The 20,904-nt window shown below is 61.7% G+C and carries 18 protein-coding genes; 5 read left to right on the top strand and 13 right to left on the bottom strand.

The genetic code is table 11. The features are described 5' to 3' along the window. Window positions 1-4: 4 nt before the first annotated feature. The 8 genes from GTP45_RS12285 to phaC all read right to left on the bottom strand — a co-directional run bounded on the left by GTP45_RS12285 (window position 5) and on the right by phaC (window position 12,524). On the bottom strand, window positions 5-982 hold the full coding sequence (locus tag GTP45_RS12285) for a carbohydrate ABC transporter permease (RefSeq protein WP_229258422.1): 978 nt from the start codon (window positions 980-982) through the stop codon (window positions 5-7). Further along, the gene (locus tag GTP45_RS12290; protein ID WP_161014128.1) at window positions 979-1,863 is read right to left on the bottom strand and encodes a carbohydrate ABC transporter permease; all 885 of its coding nucleotides are present in this window, start codon (window positions 1,861-1,863) and stop codon (window positions 979-981) included. The genes GTP45_RS12285 and GTP45_RS12290 overlap by 4 nt, the downstream gene beginning before the upstream one ends. A 3-nt stretch (window positions 1,864-1,866) precedes the next feature. Beyond that, complete coding sequence (locus tag GTP45_RS12295) at window positions 1,867-3,108, bottom strand: ABC transporter substrate-binding protein (protein WP_161014129.1); 1,242 nt, start codon at window positions 3,106-3,108, stop codon at window positions 1,867-1,869. Between the two features lie 51 nt (window positions 3,109-3,159). Then, window positions 3,160-4,518: a GH1 family beta-glucosidase gene (locus GTP45_RS12300; protein WP_161014130.1), complete on the bottom strand. Its 1,359-nt coding sequence runs from the start codon at window positions 4,516-4,518 to the stop codon at window positions 3,160-3,162. 148 nt (window positions 4,519-4,666) lie between these two features. Next, window positions 4,667-6,445: an NF038120 family PEP-CTERM protein gene (locus GTP45_RS28665; protein WP_229258423.1), complete on the bottom strand. Its 1,779-nt coding sequence runs from the start codon at window positions 6,443-6,445 to the stop codon at window positions 4,667-4,669. Between the two features lie 35 nt (window positions 6,446-6,480). Next, window positions 6,481-9,576, bottom strand: coding sequence for a S8 family peptidase (locus tag GTP45_RS12315; protein WP_161014131.1), 3,096 nt, complete (start codon window positions 9,574-9,576; stop codon window positions 6,481-6,483). A 469-nt stretch (window positions 9,577-10,045) separates the two neighbouring features. Beyond that, complete coding sequence (gene phaR, locus GTP45_RS12320; protein WP_161014132.1) at window positions 10,046-10,603, bottom strand: polyhydroxyalkanoate synthesis repressor PhaR; 558 nt, start codon at window positions 10,601-10,603, stop codon at window positions 10,046-10,048. A 214-nt stretch (window positions 10,604-10,817) separates the two neighbouring features. Further along, window positions 10,818-12,524 (bottom strand): class I poly(R)-hydroxyalkanoic acid synthase, encoded by a 1,707-nt coding sequence (gene phaC, locus GTP45_RS12325; RefSeq protein WP_161014133.1) that lies wholly within the window; start codon window positions 12,522-12,524, stop codon window positions 10,818-10,820. A 29-nt stretch (window positions 12,525-12,553) separates the two neighbouring features. Here phaC and GTP45_RS12330 point away from each other — a divergent pair, with 29 nt between their 5' ends. Further along, window positions 12,554-12,739: a hypothetical protein gene (locus GTP45_RS12330; protein WP_308494601.1), complete on the top strand. Its 186-nt coding sequence runs from the start codon at window positions 12,554-12,556 to the stop codon at window positions 12,737-12,739. 4 nt (window positions 12,740-12,743) lie between these two features. On the opposite strand, the gene pgeF is transcribed toward GTP45_RS12330, so the two are convergent. After that, complete coding sequence (pgeF, locus tag GTP45_RS12335) at window positions 12,744-13,532, bottom strand: peptidoglycan editing factor PgeF (RefSeq protein ID WP_161014134.1); 789 nt, start codon at window positions 13,530-13,532, stop codon at window positions 12,744-12,746. Beyond that, window positions 13,532-14,542: an RluA family pseudouridine synthase gene (locus GTP45_RS12340; RefSeq protein WP_166454594.1), complete on the bottom strand. Its 1,011-nt coding sequence runs from the start codon at window positions 14,540-14,542 to the stop codon at window positions 13,532-13,534. The genes pgeF and GTP45_RS12340 overlap by 1 nt, the downstream gene beginning before the upstream one ends. Before the next feature lie 87 nt (window positions 14,543-14,629). Here GTP45_RS12340 and GTP45_RS12345 point away from each other — a divergent pair, with 87 nt between their 5' ends. Next, on the top strand, window positions 14,630-15,445 hold the full coding sequence (locus GTP45_RS12345) for an outer membrane protein assembly factor BamD (protein WP_161014136.1): 816 nt from the start codon (window positions 14,630-14,632) through the stop codon (window positions 15,443-15,445). A gap of 105 nt (window positions 15,446-15,550) precedes the next feature. Here GTP45_RS12345 and yaaA read toward each other — a convergent pair whose 3' ends face one another. Then, window positions 15,551-16,321, bottom strand: a complete 771-nt coding sequence (gene yaaA / locus GTP45_RS12350; protein ID WP_161014137.1) for a peroxide stress protein YaaA — start codon at window positions 16,319-16,321, stop codon at window positions 15,551-15,553. 38 nt (window positions 16,322-16,359) lie between these two features. On the opposite strand from yaaA, the gene GTP45_RS12355 reads away from it, so the two are divergent. From GTP45_RS12355 to GTP45_RS12365, 3 genes are read left to right on the top strand one after another with little or no spacing between them, the layout of a single operon-like run. Next, window positions 16,360-16,794 carry a putative toxin-antitoxin system toxin component, PIN family gene (locus tag GTP45_RS12355; protein ID WP_161014138.1) on the top strand — a complete coding sequence of 145 codons (435 nt, stop codon included), beginning with the start codon at window positions 16,360-16,362 and terminating at the stop codon, window positions 16,792-16,794. A 26-nt stretch (window positions 16,795-16,820) separates the two neighbouring features. Continuing rightward, window positions 16,821-17,999 (top strand): pyridoxal phosphate-dependent aminotransferase, encoded by a 1,179-nt coding sequence (locus GTP45_RS12360; RefSeq protein ID WP_161014139.1) that lies wholly within the window; start codon window positions 16,821-16,823, stop codon window positions 17,997-17,999. A gap of 14 nt (window positions 18,000-18,013) precedes the next feature. Beyond that, on the top strand, window positions 18,014-18,997 hold the full coding sequence (locus tag GTP45_RS12365; protein WP_161014140.1) for an HD-GYP domain-containing protein: 984 nt from the start codon (window positions 18,014-18,016) through the stop codon (window positions 18,995-18,997). Here the strand turns inward: GTP45_RS12365 and GTP45_RS12370 are convergent, their stop codons facing one another. Together GTP45_RS12370 and GTP45_RS12375 are read right to left on the bottom strand one after the other, a co-directional pair. Beyond that, window positions 18,998-20,011 (bottom strand): tetratricopeptide repeat protein, encoded by a 1,014-nt coding sequence (locus GTP45_RS12370; RefSeq protein ID WP_161014141.1) that lies wholly within the window; start codon window positions 20,009-20,011, stop codon window positions 18,998-19,000. Then, window positions 20,008-20,904, bottom strand: coding sequence for an ExeA family protein (locus tag GTP45_RS12375; protein ID WP_161014142.1), 897 nt, complete (start codon window positions 20,902-20,904; stop codon window positions 20,008-20,010). Before GTP45_RS12375 ends, GTP45_RS12370 begins: the two co-directional genes overlap by 4 nt.

The raw sequence follows: 20,904 nt of genomic DNA on the forward strand, positions 1-20,904 counted from the left end.
GTTCTTAACCCTTCACTGCGCCAGAAGCGATGCCGCGCACGAACCAGCGGCCGGAAATAAAGTAGAGCGCCAGCGGCACGACCGACGTCAAAATGGTCGCCGCCATATTCACGTTGTACAGGCGCTCGCCGGTGGTGGTGTTGATGATGTTATTCAGCTGGACGGTCATCGGCAAATGCTCGGAGCCTGCAAATACAAGGCCCAGCAGGAAGTCGTTCCAGATACCGGTCACCTGCATGATGACGGCGACCACGATCACCGGCGTCGACATCGGCAGCATCAGCTGCAAGAAGATGCGCCAGAAACCGCCGCCGTCGATACGCGCGGCCTTGAACAATTCCAGCGGCAGCGCGGCGTAGTAATTACGGAACAACAGCGTCATCACCGGCATGCCGAAGATGGTGTGGATGATGATGATGCCCGGCAGGGAGCTAAACAAATCCACCGCCGCCAGCACCCGCACCAGCGGGTAAATCATCACCTGCACCGGGATGAAAGCGCCCATCATCAGGATGGCGAACAGGAAGCCTGCACCGCGCGGACGCCAGAACGACAGCGCATAGCCATTCACCGCGCCGATGGCAATCGACAGGATGGTGCTTGGCACGACGATGGCGACCGAGTTCCAGAAGCCGCCCTTGATGCCGTTGCATTCAAGGCCGGTACACGCCGAAGACCACGCCTGTACCCACGGCTCCAGCGTGAAGTTCTGCGGCAGCGCGAACAGCGTGCCAAGGCGGATTTCTTCCATCGGCTTCACCGACGTTATCAGCATCACGTACAGCGGCAGCAGGAAGAACAGCGCCGCCACGATCAGGAAACCATACACGCCGATGCGGGCCGGCGTCCAGGCGCCGCTGCGGCGCGGGCGCGGCGTTGGGATGCTGGCGTCGTTGGCGGCGTTCGGATGCAGCGCTTCGGCAGCGGCGGCTGCGTTGGCGCCGCCGGTAGTTTTATCGAGTTTCACAACTTGTCCCATCATGCCCCCAATGCAGCGCGGCGGTTGCGCACAAAGTACAGCGGCGCGACGATGGCCAATACTGTCAACAGCAGCACGATCGAAGCAGCGGAAGCCAGGCCGATATTGGCGCGGCCGAACAGATAATCCATGATGAATTTGGCCGGCACTTCGCTGGCCGTACCCGGGCCGCCCTGCGTCATCGCAACCACGGCGTCGAACACCTTCACCACCATCACGAACAGCAGCACGAAGGCCGTCGATACGGAGGCGCCCAGCATCGGCAGCACGATGCTCAGGTAGACGCGCCAGCGCGGGATGCCGTCGATGCGGGCGGCCTTCCAGATTTCTTCATCCACGCCGCGCAGGCCGGACAGCATCAGCGCCATCACCAGGCCGGAGGCCTGCCACACGGTGGCAATCACAATCGTGTAGATCGCCATATCCTGATCGACAATCCAATCGAATTGCGCCTCCGTCCATCCCAGCTTGTGCAGCACTTCCTGGATACCGAGTTCAGGATTCAAAATCCACTGCCAGATCAAGCCGGTGGCGACAAACGACATCGCATACGGATACAGGAACACGGTGCGCAGAGCGCCTTCCGCCATCACCTTCTGATCGATGAACACCGCCAGCAGGAAGCCGATAATCAGGCACGCGGCGATAAACAGCACGCCGTAGACGGCCACGTTTTGCAGCGACAGCAGCCAGCGCTCGTTATTGAACAAGCGGATGTACTGCGACGCGCCGACAAAGTCGCTTGCCGGGAAAGTGCGCGAGCTGCTGACCGATACGCGGGCCGTCCACAGCATGGTGCCGAGGTAGGCCAGCAGCACGGTCAGCGCCATCGGCAGGATGGCAACGTAGGCCGCGAATGAAACGTTCTGGCGTTTCTTGACCATGGCTTATTCGCCCTTGATGGCGCGGGCGAAGGCTTTTTGCGCATCGTCCGCAGACTGGTTCTTGTTCCAGTAGCTGGTCAGTACATCTTGCAGCGCGCCGGTGGTATCCGGTGTGGCCAGCATCTCGGTGTTAGGCAGTTGGCGCGTCTTGTCCTTCATGATGGCTAAGCCCTGGCGGGCGCAGATATCGAGCTGCGATTCATCGACGTCGCCGCGAATCGGGATCGCCCCCTTGCGCGCGGCGAACGCCACTTGCGCCGCTGGCGACGTTACCACATTGGCCAACAGCTTCTGCGCCTTGATCGCGTTAGCGTCATTCGTTTTCGGGAACACGAAAGCGTCACCGGCAACGATGTACGGCGCCTTGGGGCCAAAGCCCGGATAGCAGCCGAAGTCCTTGCCCGCTACCTGCTTGGCGGCGGCGAATTCGCCCTTGGCCCAGTCGCCCATGATCTGCACGCCCGCCTTGCCCTGCACTACCAGCGCGGTGGCGTCGTTCCAGTTGCGGCCCGGCGAGCCGGCGTCGACGAAGGCTTTCAGCTTTTTAAACTCGACCAGCACTTGCTTAAATTGCGGCGACATCACGGCCTTCTGATCGCGGTCGCGGTACACCTTGAGGTACAGGTCAGAACCGCCGACCATGGCAAAGATGGCGTCAAAGGTGATCTTCTCTTGCCATACCTGGCCGCCGAAGGCCAGCGGCACCACGCCTGCAGCTTTCAGCTTGGCCAGCTGCGCGAGGAATTCTTCCCAGGTCTGCGGCTCGTTGGTGATGCCGGCTTTTTTATACGCGGCTTTCGAGTAGAAGAACCAGGCCGGCATGTGAATGTTGACCGGCGCGGCGTAGAAATGGCCGTTGATCTTGATCGCTTGCAGGATCGACGGCGGCATGATCTGATCCCACTTGCCGGCAATCGCCACGTCATCGACGTTATTGAGCAAGCCCTGCTCGACGAAATCGCGGAACTGCTTGGAGGTGTTGAACTGCGCGGCGGTCGGCGCATTGCCGCCGACGATGCGGTTAATCGTGGTGGCGCGCGACTGGTCGGCGCCGGCGACGGCCTGGTCTACCCATTGGCCGCCGGCCTTGTTATAGGCCTCTGCAAATTGTTTAACAGCGGCCGACTCGCCGCCCGAAGTCCACCAGTGAATCACGGTTGCTTTCAACGGCGCTTGCGCGTGCGCTGCACCGCTGACTGCCAGGGCAAGCGCCACTGCGCCGCCCAGTTTTGAGGCCTTGTACATTCTGTCTGTCTCCCTTGTGGGCGTCGAAGCGCCCTATTCTATTCGTGTAGCTTAATTTTGGGCGGCTCGCTCCGCCAAAAATTGTGTCACCAGCTTTGCACTGCGTTTCAGCGTACGCTTCTGCGTGGCGTAATCGACATGGATGATACCGAAACGGCGCTCATAACCAAAGGCCCATTCAAAATTGTCCATCAAGGACCAAATAAAGTAGCCGCGCACGTCCACGCCCTGCTTCACCGCTTGATTCACCGCTTCGAGGTGGCGGTTCAAGAACGAGATGCGCTGGTGGTCGTTGACTTCTCCATCGACCACGGCGTCGTCGGTCGCCATGCCGTTCTCGGTGATATAAATCGGCGGCAGGTTAGGATAATCGCGGTGGAAGCCGACCAGCAAGTGGCGCAGGCCTTCCGGGTAAACTTCCCAGCCCATTTGCGTGCGCTCCACGCCTTCCAGATCGACTTCAATGTAGCCGTGCTTACCGTCGCTGATCACGTTGGTGCGGAAGTAGTAATTGATGCCCAGGAAATCCAGCGGCGTGCCGATGATCTCCATGTCGCCATTCAGGATGGTCGGCGCGGCGCCCGGCCACAGCTCCCACAGCGCCGATGGATAGGACTTCTTCAGCAGCGGATCGAGGATCCAGTTATTGTGCTGGAGCTCAAACAGCCATGCGGCGCGCTGGCCTGCCTCGCTGGTGTCGGTGCTGGTGCCGCGGCCGACGTTGGCGACGATGCCGACTTGCGCCGACGGGTCGTTCTCGCGCAGATGCTTCACCGCCAGGCCGTGACCAAGCAGCAGGTGGTGCATGGCCTGGGTGGCAAACACCACGTCCTGCTTGCCCGGCGCGTGATGACCGGTGCCGTAGCCGTGCATGGCCGAGCACCATGGCTCGTTCAGCGTGGCCCACGCATCGACCAAGCCGGCCAGCTGCTTGCTGATCATGTCGGCGTATTCGGCGAACTTGTATGCAGTGTCGCGGTTGACCCAGCCGCCCTTGTCTTCCAGGTGCTGCGGCAGATCCCAGTGGTATAGCGTGACGTAGGTTTTCAGACCCTTGGCGCGCAGGGCCTTCAACAGATTGCGATAGAACGCGATGCCCTTGTCATTCGGCTTGCCGTCGATGGTCATCACGCGCGGCCACGAAATCGACAGGCGGTAAGCGCCGACGTTCAAGCTGGCCAGCAGCTCCACGTCTTGTTCCCAGCGGTGATAGTGATCACAGGCGAATTCGCCGGTGTCGCCAGCCAGCACCTTGCCCGGCGTGGCGGAGAAGGTATCCCAGATCGACGGCAAACGGCCGTCTTCATTCACTGCGCCTTCGATCTGATACGCAGCGGTGGCCGCGCCAATCAGGAAATCCTTGCGCCATAAAACCGAATCGGCCGGCGGCGAAAACGTCTGGTCTACCACGAAAACTCCTTAGTCTGAACAGGGAGTGGAAGCGCTTCCACAAGATGTCCAGATACTAACAGCGAAGAATTTCGGGTGTCAACGAGATTTCAAAAAAAATGAGGGCGGCGTTGTTGGCGCCGCCCTCATCCCTCATTGCCGCTTAGGTTTAACGGCCCTTATTCCGGCGCCGCGCGGCCACGCCGATTGCCATCAGGCCGCCCAGCAACATCAGGCTGGTCGACGGCTCGGGCACGGCGCTGATGCTGATGCCACCGGTGCCAGCGATGGTCGTGAAGTACTCTCCCCAGTCGTAGTCACCGTAGCCGGTAACGACCAGCACGTATTGCTGTCCACGCCTCAGGTAGACGGAGATAGCGCTTTCCCCCATATCGTCGGTGCCGCCCAGCGCCCTGCCGTCCAGTATGTTACGGTAGGAATCGGCCGGGTTGAAGCTGCCCTCATACAAAAAGGTTCCGCAGTTATAGCCGCAGACCGTCAGGAACGAGAACTCGCCTGCCTCGGCCGTCACACTGATGTTATAGGCACGGTACGCGACGTCCTGGCCCAGGGAGTTAGGCTCGCCGCCGTAGTTGCTGGGGCGGTGGAAGGTCGGCCCGAAGGTGGTGTCGCCGCTCACGGTAACCACGTCCGCGCTGGCTTGCTGCACGGCGCCGGCCAGCAACGCCAGCACCAGCGCCCGGCGGCCGTGGCGGCGCGCTGCGAGTCCCACAGCCAGCAAGCCGCCAAGCAGCATCAGCCAGGTCGAAGGCTCGGGAACGGCAGTGATGGTAAATGGCTTGAGCCCGACCACGCTGAGGCTGAAGTAACCGGAATCGCGCCAGCTGTCGCCAGTAACCACCAGGCTGTAATGCCCTGCCCGCAGCGGCCCGCCCAGTCCAGCGGTTTGCGGGGCGACATAGTTGTCATCGCCGGCGATGAAGTCTTGCAGCGGCGCGGCAGGGTCGAAGCTCTTGTAGAGGAACATCGAGCAGTCGAAGCCGCAGCTCAGATCGAACAGGATGCCAGCCGTGTTCTGCAGGATGTTGACATCAAACAGGCGGTACGCCGTGTAGCCCATGTAATCGGATTCATCCGGGCCGCCATACTGCATCGGGCGCAGGAAGGTAGGGGCGCCGGTCGTGTCGCCGGTGACGATGGCAATGGTGCTGGCCTGCGCCAGCGGCACCGTCCCAAGCAGCAAGGCCGACAGCGCCAGCGCAGCGCTACGGCGGCGGCGCCCCACCAGCGCCAGCCCGGCCAGACCGGCCAGCAGCAACAGCCAGGTGGAAGGCTCCGGCACCGCGCTCACGCTGATGTTATCGAGCGCGAACTGGGCCTGTCCGTAGGCCATGTCTTCCAGCGAATTGACGCAGCTGCCGCTGTCCGTGAACACGCAGGCGCTGATGTTCAAGCCGCTCAGCTGCACGCCCGAAAACGCGCCCAGCGTTGCACTGCTGAAGACGAAGTTGCCGTCGCCGTCCTGGCTCGGGAAGTCGAGCGCGAGGCTGATGGCGCCGCCGCCAACGCGGGTGCCGGACAGCACCAGTTGCCCGTAGATCCCGTTGGCCACCGGCAGCGAGGCGACGAAACCGTAATCGAGGCCGTTGAGCGTGAAGGCCAGGCCGTCGCTGCGGCCCAGGTGCAGGCCACCGTCGCCCAGGCCCGCGTAGTAGCGGCTACCGTCGCCCACCGGGCAGGCCACGAGCTCGCAGCTGAACGGATCGGACGGATCGAGAATGGCGCCGGAAGTACCGTGCAAGCCGAGCGCAGCCGTCACCGGCCCCTCGAGCACGTCCAGCACGTAGCCGGCCTCGTGCAGCACCGCGCCGCCGTCGAACACGTCCGCTTGCTGCAGGTTGAAATCGATGACGTCGGCCATGGCCGGCGCCGCGGCCAGCAGGCTGCTGCTGATGAGCAATGCCAGCACGTAGCGAAACTTTTTCATGGAAATTCCCTTTAAATTGATTGGTGTATGCGTCATCACTTGAGCTTGACCTTCTTGGCCCGGCCGCCGCGCAACAACGGCAGCGGGTCGGTGGTGTCGATTTCAATTACCGTGCTGGCCTCGTTGGCGCCGGCGTACTGGAAATTCACCATGCCCAGGAAACGCTTGCCGCTCTCCAGCCCCGACCAGCTGTAGCCGGCCACGCCGGCCTTGCCCTGGTACAGCAAGCCGGGCACGGTCAGCTTCAGGTTGCCCGCACCGCTGGCCGGCCCCACCATCCAGCTCGACAGCTTGTAACTGGCGCTGCCATCCTTGGGCGCGTAGCCGACCACGCACACCTTGTAATCGCCGGGTGGCGGGTTCAGCATGGTCAGCACCTCGTCCGAGCCGGCGACCGCGCTGGCGCCAAGCTGATTGCCCGCGCCGTCGAGCAAGTACAGATCGAGATCGCTGTCCTGGCCGCCGCTGGTGTCGGCGTTGTAGAGCGCGAAGCGGGCCAGCATGGTGCCGGGAGAGATGGTCACCGGCGTCACCTCCACGCCCTCCGTGCTGCCCCAGCAATCGGCATATTCCGACGCCTTGCCGATGGTGGAGGCGACCTGGGTGGCCGCCACCAGATTGCTGCGGACGGCGCCGACGGGCCCGGTGTAGCCAGACAGCAGCGGCACCAGCTTGCTGCCGCTGGCCGCCTCGCTGTAGACGTAAGGCAGGGTCGCCAGCGTCGCGGCGCGCGCCACCAGCGGGCTGCGCACCTGGTGGCCATGGCCGTCGCTCCAGGTCAGCTTGCCGTAGCTCCACTGGTGCATCGGCGCCGTGGTGCGGCTCAGCTTGACCGTGAAATCAGCCTTGGCGCCGGGCGCCAGCGTCAGCGTCGCCGGGCTGACCTCGACCTTGTAGCCGGGCAAGGTGGCGCTGGCCGTGTAGGTGGCGCTGTTGGCGCCCACATTGGTCACGGTACGGCGCAGGCTCTGCGAGGACAGCACCGCCTCCGCCCCCAGCGACGGCAGGTTCAGGTCGGACGCCGCCAGCGGCGTCACCCCGCCGCAGTCGATCGCCACTTTCAGCGACTGGCCGCACAGGAAGCGGCGGTAGTCCTCGGGGCCGGCGTCGTACACCAGGCCGGGGTCGGCGGCGGTGCTTGGCGCCACCTGGCCGGCGCCCTGCCCCCACGGCAGCTTGCCGGTGTTGAGCGCGCTGTTATCCCACCACTGCGCACCGGCCAGGCCATCGGACTGGGTATCGAAGGCCGTGGTCATCAGCGCCGACTTGATGGCTGCCGGGCTCCAGTCCGGGTGTACCTGCTTGAGCACGGCCGCGATGCCGGAGATGTGCGGCGTCGCCATCGAGGTGCCGGTCATGAATTCCCACGCCGGCGCCGGCATCTTGCCGCCGGTGTAGGGCGCCATGAAGTCCTCCTCGGTCGGCATGTACGGCAGGCCGGCGGCGAGGATGTCGGTGCCCGGCGCGGCCAGATCCGGCTTCAGCAGGTTGCGGTCGGCCACGTTGGGGCCGCGCGAGGACGAGCCGGCGACGATCGGCGCCGCCGCCGGATTGCTGTCGTACACCGGGTAGACGTCGCCCAGCGCGGCCGTGCCGGCTGCCCCGGCGCTTGCCACGTAGTTTTTCAGGGTCTTGCCCTCGGCCAGGCCCAGGTGCACCATCGACAAGGTGTAGGGCTGGCCCGGGAAGGTGCTGGCGCCGCCATCGACGTTGACGATCACCACCCCGGCTGCGCCGGCCGCCAGCGCATTCTTGACCTTGTCCGCCAGGTAGTTGCCGCCGCGGTCGCACACCAGGATCTTGCCCTTGACCTTCTCGACGTCGAACGGCATGCCCAGACTTTCCGCCGGCCCATAGCATTGCGCAATGCGGATGTCGTCGGGGCGGGTGCCGCGCTTGCCCGCGTCCTTGGCCAGCAGCAGCGGCGCCGACGGGGTATTGGCATTGTTCGACACGCCGTCGAGCACGACACCGCTACCGAGCTTGACGCGGGCCCGGTAACTGCGGTTGTGGGTCGAGTTGGCCACCGTGGTCACCCACGGCGCGATGTTGGTCACCGGCTGCGGCTCCTCGTTGGCTGGCCCCTCATTGCCGCCCGCCGCCGCTACGAACACGCCGGCGTTGGCCGCGCCCAGGAAGGCCAGCTCGACCGGGTCGTCGAACTCGCCGCCGCCGAGGCTGCTGCCGATGGAGTAGCTGAGCACGTTCACGCCATCCTTGACGGCTTGCTCCACCGCCGCCACGGTGCTGTCGTTCGGGCAGGAATTCTGTTCGCCGTTGCCGTAATCGGCCGTCCAGCACACCTTGTAGATCGCCAGCCGCGCACGCGGCGCCATGCCCCCTACCTTGCCCATCGGTACGCCGGCCACCGTGGCCGCCACGCCCGACACGCCGGCCGCGGTGCTGGCCGTGTGGGTGCCGTGGCCGATGCTGTCGCGCACGGAGCGGTACTCGTATTCCGAGATCGGATACTTGGGATCGGGCGGGTAGATGCGCGCGCCGATCAGCTTGTTATTGCAGTTGGCCGGCGAAAAGCCTTGTCCCGGCTGGCACACCCCTTTCCAGCGCGCGGGCGGCGCATCGAACACCTGGGTGCCGGTGAACGACGGCGCGCCGTGATCGTCGACGCGATCGGCAAAGCTGGGATTCTCGGGCCATACGCCGGTGTCCAGCATGCCGATAATCATGTCCTCGCCGGCGGCACGCTCGCCGCCGGCCTGATCCCACAGGCCGCCAGGCTTGTTCAGGCCCAGGAAGGTCGGTGTGTAGCTGGTGGTGGTGTGCCTGAGGGCGTTGGCGCTGATCTTGGCCACGCCGCCGCTTTTCTTCAGGGCCCGCACCTCGTCGTCAGTCAGCATGGCCGAAAAGCCGTTGAACACCACGTTGTAACTGTCCCGAACCTGGGCGGCAGAAATACTGTTCAGTACCGCCGCCTTCTTCTGCTCCAGGTAGGCGATATAGCCCTGCACGTGGGGCGCCTCGACGTTCAAGCGCTGCCCCGGCGCCGGCTTGGTTGCGACCAGGCCTGCCACCTCGCCGGTGTACGAAGCTGCGGGCTTGTCCGCCAACTGCACGATGTACAAGTGGCGCGCCTCTTCCTGCGCCGCCGCGGCGCCGCACAGCAGCAACATTGCCGTTGTTATCGCCGTCAACTCCAGCCCCCGCCTACTGCCCTTGATTGCTAACTGACCATGCTTCATGTTTCCCCCGAATGAACTGCGGCAGACAAAAAATGGTAGCGCTACAACACTGGCTTACTGCCGCAGCATATTTTTTAGATAAAAGAATCCCCCTCGGTAAAAAACCGATAGTCTGGAGATTGTCTATACAGAACTACTATTTCCTTGTACTAACAGCCTTGATTTAAAGGAAATAAATGCATGAACTGATTGATAGATATTTCTAAAATAGAATTAAATTCTAAAAAGAAATATATACAATTAATCACATTGCTGCATAAATAGTAATTCAATATCGACAAGAAAGTTAACGATTTTGTTAGCGTTAACAATGAAGTGTGGTGTTTTAGTTGCAAAAAAAACGGCGCAGGGACTAGCCGCTGCGCCGTTCTTCTCGTCGCCCCTTGCGGGCGAAAATAGTTTATTTTTTGTCGGTCGGCGCCGGCGGTACCGGCGCGAACGGGAAGGTGCCGAACAGGTTCTTGCTCTGGCTTTGCATCTGCTCCTGCATCTGCACGAACAGGCTCTTGCTCTGGTCGATGTAGTTGTTCATCATGCCCTGCATCATCGGGCCTTGCACGTTCATGAACTGCGTCCACATCTCCGGGCTGAACGGCTGGCCGCCCACCGCGGTGCTGGTGAACTTGCGCTGGATGTCGGTAAAGGCCTGGACGTTCTTCTCCAGGTACGAACCCATCATGCCCTGCATGGCGTGGCCGTAGAAGCGGATGATCTGTGCCAGCACGTCGCTGGAGAACATCGGCGCGCCGCTGGCCTCTTCTTCCAGGATGATCTGCAGCAGGATGCTGCGGCTCAGGTCTTCATTGGTCTTGGCGTCGACAACGGTGAATTCCTCATTGTCCAACACCAGCTGCTTCACGTCGGTCAACGTGATGTACGAGCTGGTCTGCGTATCGTACAGACGGCGGTTTGGATATTTTTTAATCAGGCGGTCAGCATTTTTTTTCGCACTACTCATCACAAGTCCGTTTATTGCGCCGCAGCGCGTGTCTCTAAAAATCGGAAAGAAAGCCGACGGGTAGTCCGCTTTCCACGTGCCATACTTTAACTATTATAGAGGGGAAAAAGCATGTCTTGCACAATCTGATATAACTTTTGGCCTTTATTGCAACGCAACCAAATTTACACTTCAACAACTTAGTGGCAACTTCGGTGCTTTTTCCCCTGCGGAATTAATCCGCTTTGACCTTCACATAGCGGCCCGGCGCGGCCTCGATCGCCTTGTATTTGGCGTTGCCCGGCTTGGCTCTGGCCTTTACTTGCTTGCCGCCGTTGTCGCTCAGGAACTTGGCCCACTCCGGCCACCAGCTGCCGGCCACCTCGGTGGCGCCGTCGAACCAGGCTTCGGCGTTCCTGGCTTTGCCGCTGTCGTTGATCCAGTAATTGCGCTTGTTCTTCACAGGCGAATTGATCACGCCGGCAATGTGGCCAGAGGCGCCCAGCACAAAGCGGGTCTTGCCTTTGAGGATGTTGAGCGAGTCGTAAGCCGACGGCCAAGGCACGATGTGGTCTTCGCGCGAGCCGTAAACAAACGCCGGCGCGTCGATCTTGCCCAGCTCAACCTTTTCGCCGGCCACCACCAGCTTGCCGGTCTTGAGCTTGTTCTCCAGATAGGTGTTGCGCAGGTACCAGCAGAACATCGGCCCCGGCAGATTGGTGCTGTCCGAGTTCCAGAACAGCAGGTCAAACGCCGCCGGGTCGTTGCCCTTCAGGTAGTTGGACTGCACGTAATTCCACACCAGGTCGTTCGGACGCAGGCTGGAGAAGGTGCTGGCCAGGTCGCGGCCCGGCATCAGGCCGCCGCCCTTGAGCTGCTGCTCGCGCATCGCCACTTGCGCCTCGTCGACAAACACGTCCAGCACGCCGGTGTCGTTGAAGTCGAGGAAGGTGGTCAGCAGGGTCAGGCTGTTGGCGACCTGCTCGCCGCGCGCCGCCAGCACCGCCAGCGCGGTCGCGACGATGGTGCCGCCGACGCAGAAGCCGAACATGTTGAGCTTTTTCTCGCCGGTGATGTCCTGCACCACGCGGATCGCTTCGATCACGCCTTTTTCGACATAGTCGTCCCAGGTGGTGTGGGCCAGCGATTTGTCCGGGTTGCTCCACGAAATCAGGAACACGGTATTGCCCTGCTCCACCGCATAGCGCACCAGCGAATTTTCCGGCTGCAAGTCCAGAATGTAGAACTTGTTGATGCATGGCGGCACCATCAGCAGCGGCACCTGGTTGACGTTGTCGGTTTTCGGCTTGTACTGGATCAACTGGAACAGCGGGTTTTCATACACCACCGTACCCTCGGTCATGGCCAGGTTGCGGCCGACCTCGAACGCCGATTCGTCCGACAGCGAGATGTGGCCCTTGCCCATATCGCCCAGCATATTGGCCAGGCCCTTGGTCAGGCTTTCGCCCTTGGTTTCGATCAGTTTTTGCTGCGCTTCGGGATTGGTGGCGAGGAAGTTGGCTGGCGACATAGCGTCGACAATCTGCTGCACGGCAAAGCGGATTTTCTGCTTTTGCTGCGGCGTGGCTTCCACCGTCTCCACCATCGCGGTCAGGAACTTGGCATTGAGCAGGTAGGCGGCCGCGTTGAAGGCCGACATCGGATTGCCCTGCCACGCCGCCGAGGCAAAGCGGCGGTCGCTGATGGCCGGGGTCTTGCCGGCCACGAAATCCTGCCACAGCTCGCCGAAATCCTTCATGTATTCGTTCTTCAGCTGCTCCATGACATCCTGCTTGATGTGGACGCCCACATCCTGCATCATGGCGGCCAGCGGATGCGCCTCCGTGGTTGGCGCCCCGCTGAACCAGGATTGCCACTGCCCGGGGTCGCTCATCTGCGACATCCACGCGTTGGCAATGACTTGAGGATCGGGCAAATTCATGTGTGGTTCCCTAAAGTGAGTTAAACACAATGCTGCTGATTGTTGCTATTGCTTGGATTTACGTCGTCGGCTTGATGGCGATAACGGAAACCTCCGTGGTTGCGGGAATTGTAACGTTTTTGTTCTATTGCGTGCTGCCCTTGGGGACTTTGATTTATATCGCCGGCTCGGGCAAGCGTAAAGCCCGCCGCCGAGAGGCCGAGCGGCAGCGTTAATCCTTTATTTGATCCAGATCAAAGTGGCTTGACGGCCGGTGACGCCGTCGCGGCGGTAGGAGTAGAAACGGCCGGAGTTGGACACGGTGCAGAATTCGCCGCCGTGCACCTCTTTCACCCCGGCGCGGTGCAGCAGGTAGCGCGCCAGTGCGTAGATATCGCACAGGAACTTGCCCGGCTTGCCGTCGATCAGGCTGAATGCCGCTTCGACGTGGCGCACGCCGGAATCATCCAGCGCGCCGTTCAGGAACGCTTGCTTGACGTCGCCACCAACCTCGAACTGGTAAGCACCTATCGCCGGCCCCATCCACGCCATCAGCTCGCCGGCGCCGGCAGCGCGCATGGTGTCCACTGTGTTTTCCAGCACGCCAGCCGCCAAACCGCGCCAGCCGGCATGGGCTGCGCCCACGGTTTTGCCTTCTTTATCGCAGAACAGCACCGGCAGGCAGTCGGCCGTCAGGATGACGCATACCTTGCCGGGCATGGTGGTGAAGCTGGCGTCGGCATCCGGCACCTGCTGCGGCTTGATATCGGCCAAATTGGCCACCGCCGTACCGTGCACCTGCGACAGCCATGCAGGCTCATTCGGCAACTGTTCGCACAGAATGGCGCGGTTGTGCGCCACATTGTGCGGCTGGTCGCCGACGTGGGTTCCCAAATTGAGGCCGCCACCGCCCATGCCATCATCGTAGGGCGCGGGGCTAACGCCGCCGCGCCGCGTGGTAGACAACACACCGATATTGACTGGCAAACCCGGCCAGTGCGGTACCAACCACTGCTGCTGTATCGACATTAAATCTGTTCCGGTTCCTCGATGCCGGCTCGCACCAGCAATTCAGCAAAATCTTGCGCCAGCGGCACCATCCACTCGCATGGTTCGCCGGTGGCCGGGTGTACCAGCCCCAGGCGGCGTGCCTGCAGCGCCTGACGTGGGAAATAATCGGCCAGGTGCTGCTTGCCGTACACCGTGTCGCCCACCAGCGGGAAGCCGATCGACTGCATGTGCACGCGGATCTGGTGGGTACGGCCGGTTTCAAGGCGGCACTGCACCAGACTGACAGGACGGCCCTCGCCCAGCTTACCGCTGGAAATCAAGGTGTAGTGCGTGATGGCCGGCTTCGAGCCCATGCCGGTCGACACCGCCATCTTGACGCGGTCGCGCGGGTGACGGCCCATCGCGGCATCAATAGTACCGCTAATGCGCGGAGTGCCCCACACCAAAGCAAAGTACTCGCGCTTGACCGTGCGCGCGGCCAGCTGGCGCACCAGGTCAGTCTGCGCGGCCAGCGTTTTGCCGACCACCATCAGGCCGCTGGTGTCCTTGTCCAGGCGGTGGACGATGCCGGCGCGCGGCACGCCGCTCAGCTGCGGGCAATAATGCAGCAGGCCATTCAGCAAGGTGCCAGACCAGTTGCCGTTACCAGGGTGAACCACCATTCCGGCCGGTTTATTGATGACAATCAGGTGCTCATCTTCAAAAACAATGTTAAGTTCAAGCGGTTCTGGCTTAAAAGCCTCGTCTTCCGGCTCCGGTTGGGGCAGAATGATGACCTTCTCGTCGCCGTAGACGGTGTCCTTGGTGCTTTTGGCGGTTTTGCCATCGACCGAGACAAAGCCGTCGGTAATCCAGGTTTGCAGGCGGCCGCGGGAAAATTGCGGAACCAAGCCGGAAATGACCTTGTCGAGGCGCTGGCCGCAGTGTTCTGGGCTCAACGCGAGTTCGATGGGGGCGAGACCGTCCTCGTCATCGTCGTGGAGGGCCAGATCGATGTCGGCATCGTGTTCGGAGGAAGATTCGGCCAAATTCGGCTTTGCGTTTAATATCACGGTAATCCTATCGGCTATAATTAGCCTCGTAAAACATTGGTTAAACAGTCTCTTGCAAAAGATATGCAAAAAAAATTATCGGTAGTCGCAGCAACGGTTGTTCTGCTTGGTTTGTCCGGTTGTGGCCTGTTCTCTGAAAAGGCCGACGAAACAAAAGGTTGGAGCGCTACGAAATTATACTCGGAGGCGAACGAAGAACTGGAAGGCCAGCACTACGAGCGCGCAATTCAGTTGTTTGAAAAGCTGGAATCGAGCTATCCATTCGGCACCTACGCCCAGCAGGCGCAGATGAATATCGCCTATGCCTATTACAAGTCGCAAGACCAGGCCCAGGCGCTGGCGCAAGTCGAGCGCTTCATCAAGCTGCACCCGAACCACGCCAACGTTGATTACATGTACTACCTGCGCGGCCTGATCAACTTCAACGACCAGGTCAGCTTCCTCAACTTTGTTTACGAGCAGGACGCCACCGAACGCGATCCGAAAGCCACGCGCGAAGCGTACGCGGCCTTCAAAGAGCTCACCACCAAGTTCCCGGAGAGTAAGTATACCCCGGATGCGCTGGCCCGCATGCGTTACTTGCTCAACGCCATGGCTTCGTATGAGATCCACGTGGCGCGCTACTACTACCGCCGTGGCGCGTACCTGGCAGCGGCTAACCGCGCGATGGGCATCATGAGCGACTTCCGCGACTCGCCGTCGATTGAAGAAGCACTGTTCATCATGATCCGCAGCTACGACAAGCTGGGCATGACCGAGCTGAAAAACGACACCGAGCGCGTGTTCAAGCTGAACTATCCAAACTCCAAATTCCTCGACGAAGGCAAACAGGCCGGCCGCAAGTGGTGGAACTTCTGGACTAGCAACGGCAAGATGTAAAACCAAGTAAAAAATCGGGGTCAGGTCCCCCATTTCTACACGAGCCCTGCCGTAGCGCAAACTACGGCAGGGCTCGTGTAGAAATGGGGGACCTGACCCCGGAGTTTATTCGGCGATTTTGCGGCGGAAGATCCAGGTTTTGTCGTCCGAGCTGGCTTTGTCGAAGGCGTAGCCGTCCACGTTGAACTTTTTCAGCTTTTGCGGATCGGTGATGCCTTTGACCGCCGCGTAGCGCGCCATCAGGCCGCGCGCGCGCTTGGCGTAGAACGAGATGATTTTGTATTTGCCGTTCTTCCAGTCCTCGAACAGCGGCGTAATCACCGGCACGTCCAGCAGCTTGGGCTTGACCGACTTGAAGTATTCCTCGGACGCGAGGTTGACCAACGTCTCGGCGCCCTGCTCTTGCGCCGTCGTGTTCAGCGCCCGCGTGATGGTTTCGCCCCAGAACGAATACAAATCCTTGCCGCGCGGGTTGCTCAGGCGCGTGCCCATTTCCAGCCGGTGCGGGTGGATCAGGTCCAGCGGGCGCAACATGCCGTACAGGCCGGACAAGATGCGGATCCGCGATTGCGCGTAATCGAGCTGCGCAGGTTTCAAGCTGCGCGCATCAAAGCCGTCATAGACGTCGCCATTGAACGTCATCACGGCTTGGCGGGCCTCGCTGGTATCCTTGCTCCAGGACGCGTAGCGCGCCACGTTCAGCGCCGACAGATTGTCGGACAAGTCCATCAGCTCGCCCAGTTCGGTCGGCGAAAATTCGCGCAGGCGGTTGATCAGCTGCTCGGAGTGATCCAGAAACGACGGTTGCGTGTGCAGCTTGGTGGTTGGCGGGGTCTCCAGATCGAGACTTTTTGCCGGGGAAAGCACTATCAGCATAAGATTCCAAAAGACATTTTTTACGTTACTAGCCCTACATGATACCTGTTCCAAAGAAAATCGTTATCGACACCAACGTTTGCCTCGACCTGTTCGTGTTCAACGATCCGCGCTGGGCCAAGCTGGTGGCCGCCATTGAAAGCGGCGCGGTGCAAGCCGTCACCCGCTCCGACTGCCGCGACGAGTACAACATCGTGCTCCACTACAAGCACCTGCCGCTGGACGACGACAGCCGCCCGCTGGCCGCCGCCCGCTTCGACCAGATGATCACGGTGGTGGCGCCGCCGGTGTCCAGCATCGTGCTGCCGGTGTGCAGCGACAAGGCCGACCAGAAATTCCTCGAAATCGCCCGCGACGCCGGCGCCGAAGTCCTCATCACCAAGGACAAAGCCCTGCTGAAACTGGCGCGCCGCCTCGCCCGCGAGGGCATGTTCAAGGTCATGTTGCCAGAGAGGTGGATTGCGCTAGAATAGGCCATCCGTCCCCTACTCTATCGCCCATGAATAGCCGCACGAACTTGCCGATCACGCCCACGCTCACCACCCGCTTGCCGGCGGTCGGCACCACTGTTTTCACCCGCATGTCGACGCTGGCCGCGCAGGCCGGCGCGGTCAATCTGGGCCAAGGCTTCCCCGATTTCGGCTGCGAGCGCAGCCTGCTCAGCGCCGTCAACGACGCCATGCTGGCCGATTTCAACCAGTATCCGATGATGAGCGGCGCGCCGGTGCTGCGGCAAGCCATCGTCGCCAAGATCGGCGCCCTCTACGGCCACCAGTACAACGTTGACAGCGAGATCACGGTCACGGCCGGCGCCACGCAGGCGCTGACCACCGCGATTTTCTGCTGCGTCCATCCCGGCGACGAGGTCATCGTCATCGAGCCGGTCTACGACAGCTACGTGCCGGCGATTACGCTGGCCGGCGGCGTGCCGGTGCCGGTCGAAATGGAGGTCGGCGAGAATGGCTACACCGTGCCGTGGGCCAAGGTCGCCTCCGCCGTCAACAGCAAGACCCGCCTGATCGTCATCAACACCCCGCACAATCCCACCAGCACCGTGCTGCGCGCCGCCGATATGCAAGCGCTGTGCGACATCGTGCGCGGCACCGACGTGCTGATTTTGTCGGACGAAGTCTACGAACACATGGTCTACGACGGCCACCGGCACGAGTCGGTCAGCCGCTACCCAGAGCTGGCCGCGCGCGCCTTCGTAGTGTCTAGCTTCGGCAAGACTTACCACGTCACTGGCTGGAAGGTCGGCTACGTGGCCGCGCCGGCCCCGCTGATGGCCGAGTTCCGCAAGGTCCACCAATACAATGTGTTCAGCGTGAACACGCCGATGCAGCACGGCCTGGCCAGCTACATGGCCGATCCCAAACCTTATTTGGAATTGCCGGCGTTTTACCAGCGCAAGCGTGATCTGTTCCGCGACGGTTTAAAAAAGTCGCGATTTGAGTTGTTGCCAGCCGACGGTACTTACTTCCAGTGCGTCCGTTACGATAAAATTTCAACACAGACCGAAGCCGAGTTTGCCGAGTGGCTGACCACCGAAATCAAGGTCGCAGCCATTCCCGTATCGGCGTTTTACCAGCAAGGCAAAGAGTCGGGCATTGTGCGCTTCTGTTTTGCTAAAAACGATGAGACCCTGGCACTCGCATTGGAGCGCCTGGGCAAAGTGTAGATCGGGATCACAAAATGTCCGAAGCTAATCAACTGCAATCGCCGCTGGAGGCGCCGGTGTTTGCAGCATCCACGCCGTCGGTACTGCATCAGCTGAACCTGTGCAACCGCGAGCTGGAGCGCCTGCTGCACAATCTGCGCAACGAGCACAATGCCGAAGCCGAAATCCGCGACATCGCGCGCGAGGTGATCCAGGCGGTGGAGATCAACCCGGACGTTGCGCTGGCCTGCATTTTCCTCAGCCAGATCAATGGCGTCTACGCGGTGCGTCACTGTATTGAGACGGCCGTGGTAACGGTGGTGATCGCGCGCGCCATGGATCTGAGCGCAGCCAGCACGCTGACCGTGACCGCCGCCGCGCTGACCATGAACGTCGGCATGCTGCGCCATCACGAAACTTTCCAGAACAAGAATACCCCGCTGACCGCCGAAGAGCAGGCCATCGTGCGCCGCCACCCGGAAGAAAGCGTGGACATGCTGCGCTGCGTCGGCATCGAAGACGACGAGTGGATTTCCTGCGTGCTGATGCACCACGAGAATGACGAAGGCAGCGGTTATCCGGCCGGCATCGCCAGCCCGGAAGTGACCTTGAACGCCAAGCTGCTCAGCCTTGCAGACCGCTACTGCGCGCAGGTGTCGGCGCGTAATTACCGCCGTTCGCTGCCGCCGCGCCAGGCCTTGCTCAATCTGGTGGAAGATAAGGTGGCGCCGGTCGATCCGCTGCTGGTGCGCTATTTCCAGAGCGAATTGGGCGACTTCCCGCCCGGTTGCGTGGTGCGCTTGACCAGCGGTGAAATCGGCGTGGTCAGCCAGCGCCTGGCCGGCGTTGACGCGCGCAATATCCACTGCCTGCGCGATCCGGCTGGCGCGGTCATGTCGCCAGCAGCGCAGCGGCGCACCGGCGATGATGGCTGCTGCATCGCCGAGTCATTGAGTGAAGATCAGGCCTCTATCCGCTTCAGCATGAAGCAAGTCTGGGGCGCGCAAGCGGCGCTGTAATCAGCGCGACAGTTTCTCAAGCTGGCGGTCGACGTAGCCGCGCAGGTCGGGCGTCAAGCCGCCGCTGCTGCGGGCGCGGTTGAAGGCTTCGCGCGCTTCCGGCAGATGCTGCTCTGCTTGCAGCGAGATGCCCAGTCCCATCCACCACACGCCGTTCTGCGGCGACAGTTGCAGCGCCGCGCGGTAGTGATCAGCAGCTTCGCTATGGCGCTGCTCGCGTTGCAGCACGCCGGCGAGGAAGCCGTGGTAGTCGGGACTGCTGGCCGCGTACGGCAAAGTCTTCAGCAACGTATCGAGCGCGGGGCCGCCCTTCTCCAACTGCAAGCGCGCCAGGATGATCGCCAGTCCCGGCTGGCGTGGATCGATGCCGAGCGCCAGGCGCAGCTGGCGTATCGCGTCGTCGGTGCGGCGGTTTTCCAGCAGCAGGCTGACGTAAGTCTGGCGCGCAGCGTCATTGCGCGGATCGATTTCGACGGCCTTGTCCAGATCCGCCAAGGCCATGCTCACGCGGCCTTCCTGCAAGGCCGACAGTGCGCGGCGATAGCTATTTTCCGACATCTGCTTAGGCGTCAACTCGCGCACCACCACGCCCTCTTGCGCATGCGGCACGACCGGCTTAGGTGCGCGCACAGGCTCCGTACGCTCTGTGTGCGCCACAATGGGAGGCTTAGGCTTAGCGGCAACGGGAGCTTGTTCCGGCTTAACCTCAGGCACGATTTCAGGAGGCTTCTCGGCAGCAGGCGGCGGCTGGAAGCGCGGTTTGTCGATTGCACGGTTATCAGCGATTTTGATCGGCGCTGGCGGCGGCGTATTCTGCGCCTGCCAGTAACGCCAGCCGTACCACCCAGCCGCAGCCAACACCAGCACGCCCAACGCCGCGCCGCCCAGCATCAGCGGCCGCCGGTCGCGCTCCGTTGACGGCACCGCCTTCACCTCATCCTGCTGCACAGCCGACGCCGCGCCGCCGCTGCGACGCGCATCAAGATCCTGCAGCATTTTGTTGATCAAGCTCATTTGCTCAACGCCCAAGTCAGACCGCACGCCGCGATCAGCAAACTCACGGCGGCCGCCATCCAGGCCCAGCGCAAGCCGTGTACCTGCGGCGTGACCGTATCGTGCGCCGCCAAATTCACATGACGCCGCGTCACCTGCTGCTTGCCCTCGCCGTAGCACAGCATCAGCGCTTTGTTGGCCATGATATTCACCAGGCGCGGAATGCCGCCGCTCGATTTATACAAGCCCGCAATCGCGCTCCGGCTGAACAAGCGCCCGCCGCCATATCCCGCCACGCGCAAGCGATGCGCCAGGTAGTATTCCATGTCATCGCGCGACAGCGGCCCAAGGTGGTAATGGAAAGTGATGCGCTGCGCCAGCTGGCGGATCGAATTCGCCTGCAAATGCTGATTCAACTCCGGCTGGCCGAACAGCACGATCTGCAGCAGCTTGCGCTTCTCAGTCTCCAGATTGGTCAGCAGCCGCAGCGCCTCCAGGCTCTCCGTTGGAATGGCCTGCGCCTCGTCCAGCAGCAACAGCACCTGCTTGCCCTGCCGCGCCAGATCCATCAAGCGATGCGTGATCGACTTCAGCAACTGGTGCTGATCGACGTCGCGCTCCAGCGCCACTTCCAGCTCATCGGCCAAGGCCAGCATCAGCGTGCGCGGTTCAAGATACGGATTCGGAATATACGCCGTCACAAAATCCGGCCCCACCGTCGCGATGAATTTACGGCACAGCAGCGTCTTGCCGGTGCCCACTTCGCCGGTGATCTTGATAAAGCCCTCGCCACTCTTGGCCGCCACCAGCAAGGTATTCAACGCCTCCTGCGAATGCGGGCTGGTGAAGAAGTAGCTGGTATCCGGCGTAATGCTGAATGGCGCCTCACGCAGGCCGAAGTGTTTGCTGTACAT

Origin of the sequence: Duganella rivi (assembly GCF_009857435.1) — a bacterium.
In the GTDB taxonomy this organism is placed as follows: Bacteria; Pseudomonadota; Gammaproteobacteria; order Burkholderiales; family Burkholderiaceae_D; genus Rugamonas; species Rugamonas rivi.

Bases quoted from the DNA above. Each gene is read 5' to 3' on its own strand.
- GTP45_RS12285 (WP_229258422.1), bottom strand. From the start codon at position 982: ATGATGGGACAAGTTGTGAAACTCGATAAAACTACCGGCGGCGCCAAC.
- GTP45_RS12290 (WP_161014128.1), bottom strand. From the start codon at position 1,863: ATGGTCAAGAAACGCCAGAACGTTTCATTCGCGGCCTACGTTGCCATC.
- GTP45_RS12295 (WP_161014129.1), bottom strand. From the start codon at position 3,108: ATGTACAAGGCCTCAAAACTGGGCGGCGCAGTGGCGCTTGCCCTGGCA.
- GTP45_RS28665 (WP_229258423.1), bottom strand. From the start codon at position 6,445: ATGAAAAAGTTTCGCTACGTGCTGGCATTGCTCATCAGCAGCAGCCTG.
- GTP45_RS12315 (WP_161014131.1), bottom strand. From the start codon at position 9,576: ATGTTGCTGCTGTGCGGCGCCGCGGCGGCGCAGGAAGAGGCGCGCCAC.
- phaR (WP_161014132.1), bottom strand. From the start codon at position 10,603: ATGAGTAGTGCGAAAAAAAATGCTGACCGCCTGATTAAAAAATATCCA.
- phaC (WP_161014133.1), bottom strand. From the start codon at position 12,524: ATGAATTTGCCCGATCCTCAAGTCATTGCCAACGCGTGGATGTCGCAG.
- GTP45_RS12330 (WP_308494601.1), top strand. From the start codon at position 12,554: ATGCTGCTGATTGTTGCTATTGCTTGGATTTACGTCGTCGGCTTGATG.
- pgeF (WP_161014134.1), bottom strand. From the start codon at position 13,532: ATGTCGATACAGCAGCAGTGGTTGGTACCGCACTGGCCGGGTTTGCCA.
- GTP45_RS12345 (WP_161014136.1), top strand. From the start codon at position 14,630: ATGCAAAAAAAATTATCGGTAGTCGCAGCAACGGTTGTTCTGCTTGGT.
- yaaA (WP_161014137.1), bottom strand. From the start codon at position 16,321: ATGCTGATAGTGCTTTCCCCGGCAAAAAGTCTCGATCTGGAGACCCCG.
- GTP45_RS12355 (WP_161014138.1), top strand. From the start codon at position 16,360: ATGATACCTGTTCCAAAGAAAATCGTTATCGACACCAACGTTTGCCTC.
- GTP45_RS12360 (WP_161014139.1), top strand. From the start codon at position 16,821: ATGAATAGCCGCACGAACTTGCCGATCACGCCCACGCTCACCACCCGC.
- GTP45_RS12365 (WP_161014140.1), top strand. From the start codon at position 18,014: ATGTCCGAAGCTAATCAACTGCAATCGCCGCTGGAGGCGCCGGTGTTT.
- GTP45_RS12370 (WP_161014141.1), bottom strand. From the start codon at position 20,011: ATGAGCTTGATCAACAAAATGCTGCAGGATCTTGATGCGCGTCGCAGC.
- GTP45_RS12375 (WP_161014142.1), bottom strand. From the start codon at position 20,904: ATGTACAGCAAACACTTCGGCCTGCGTGAGGCGCCATTCAGCATTACG.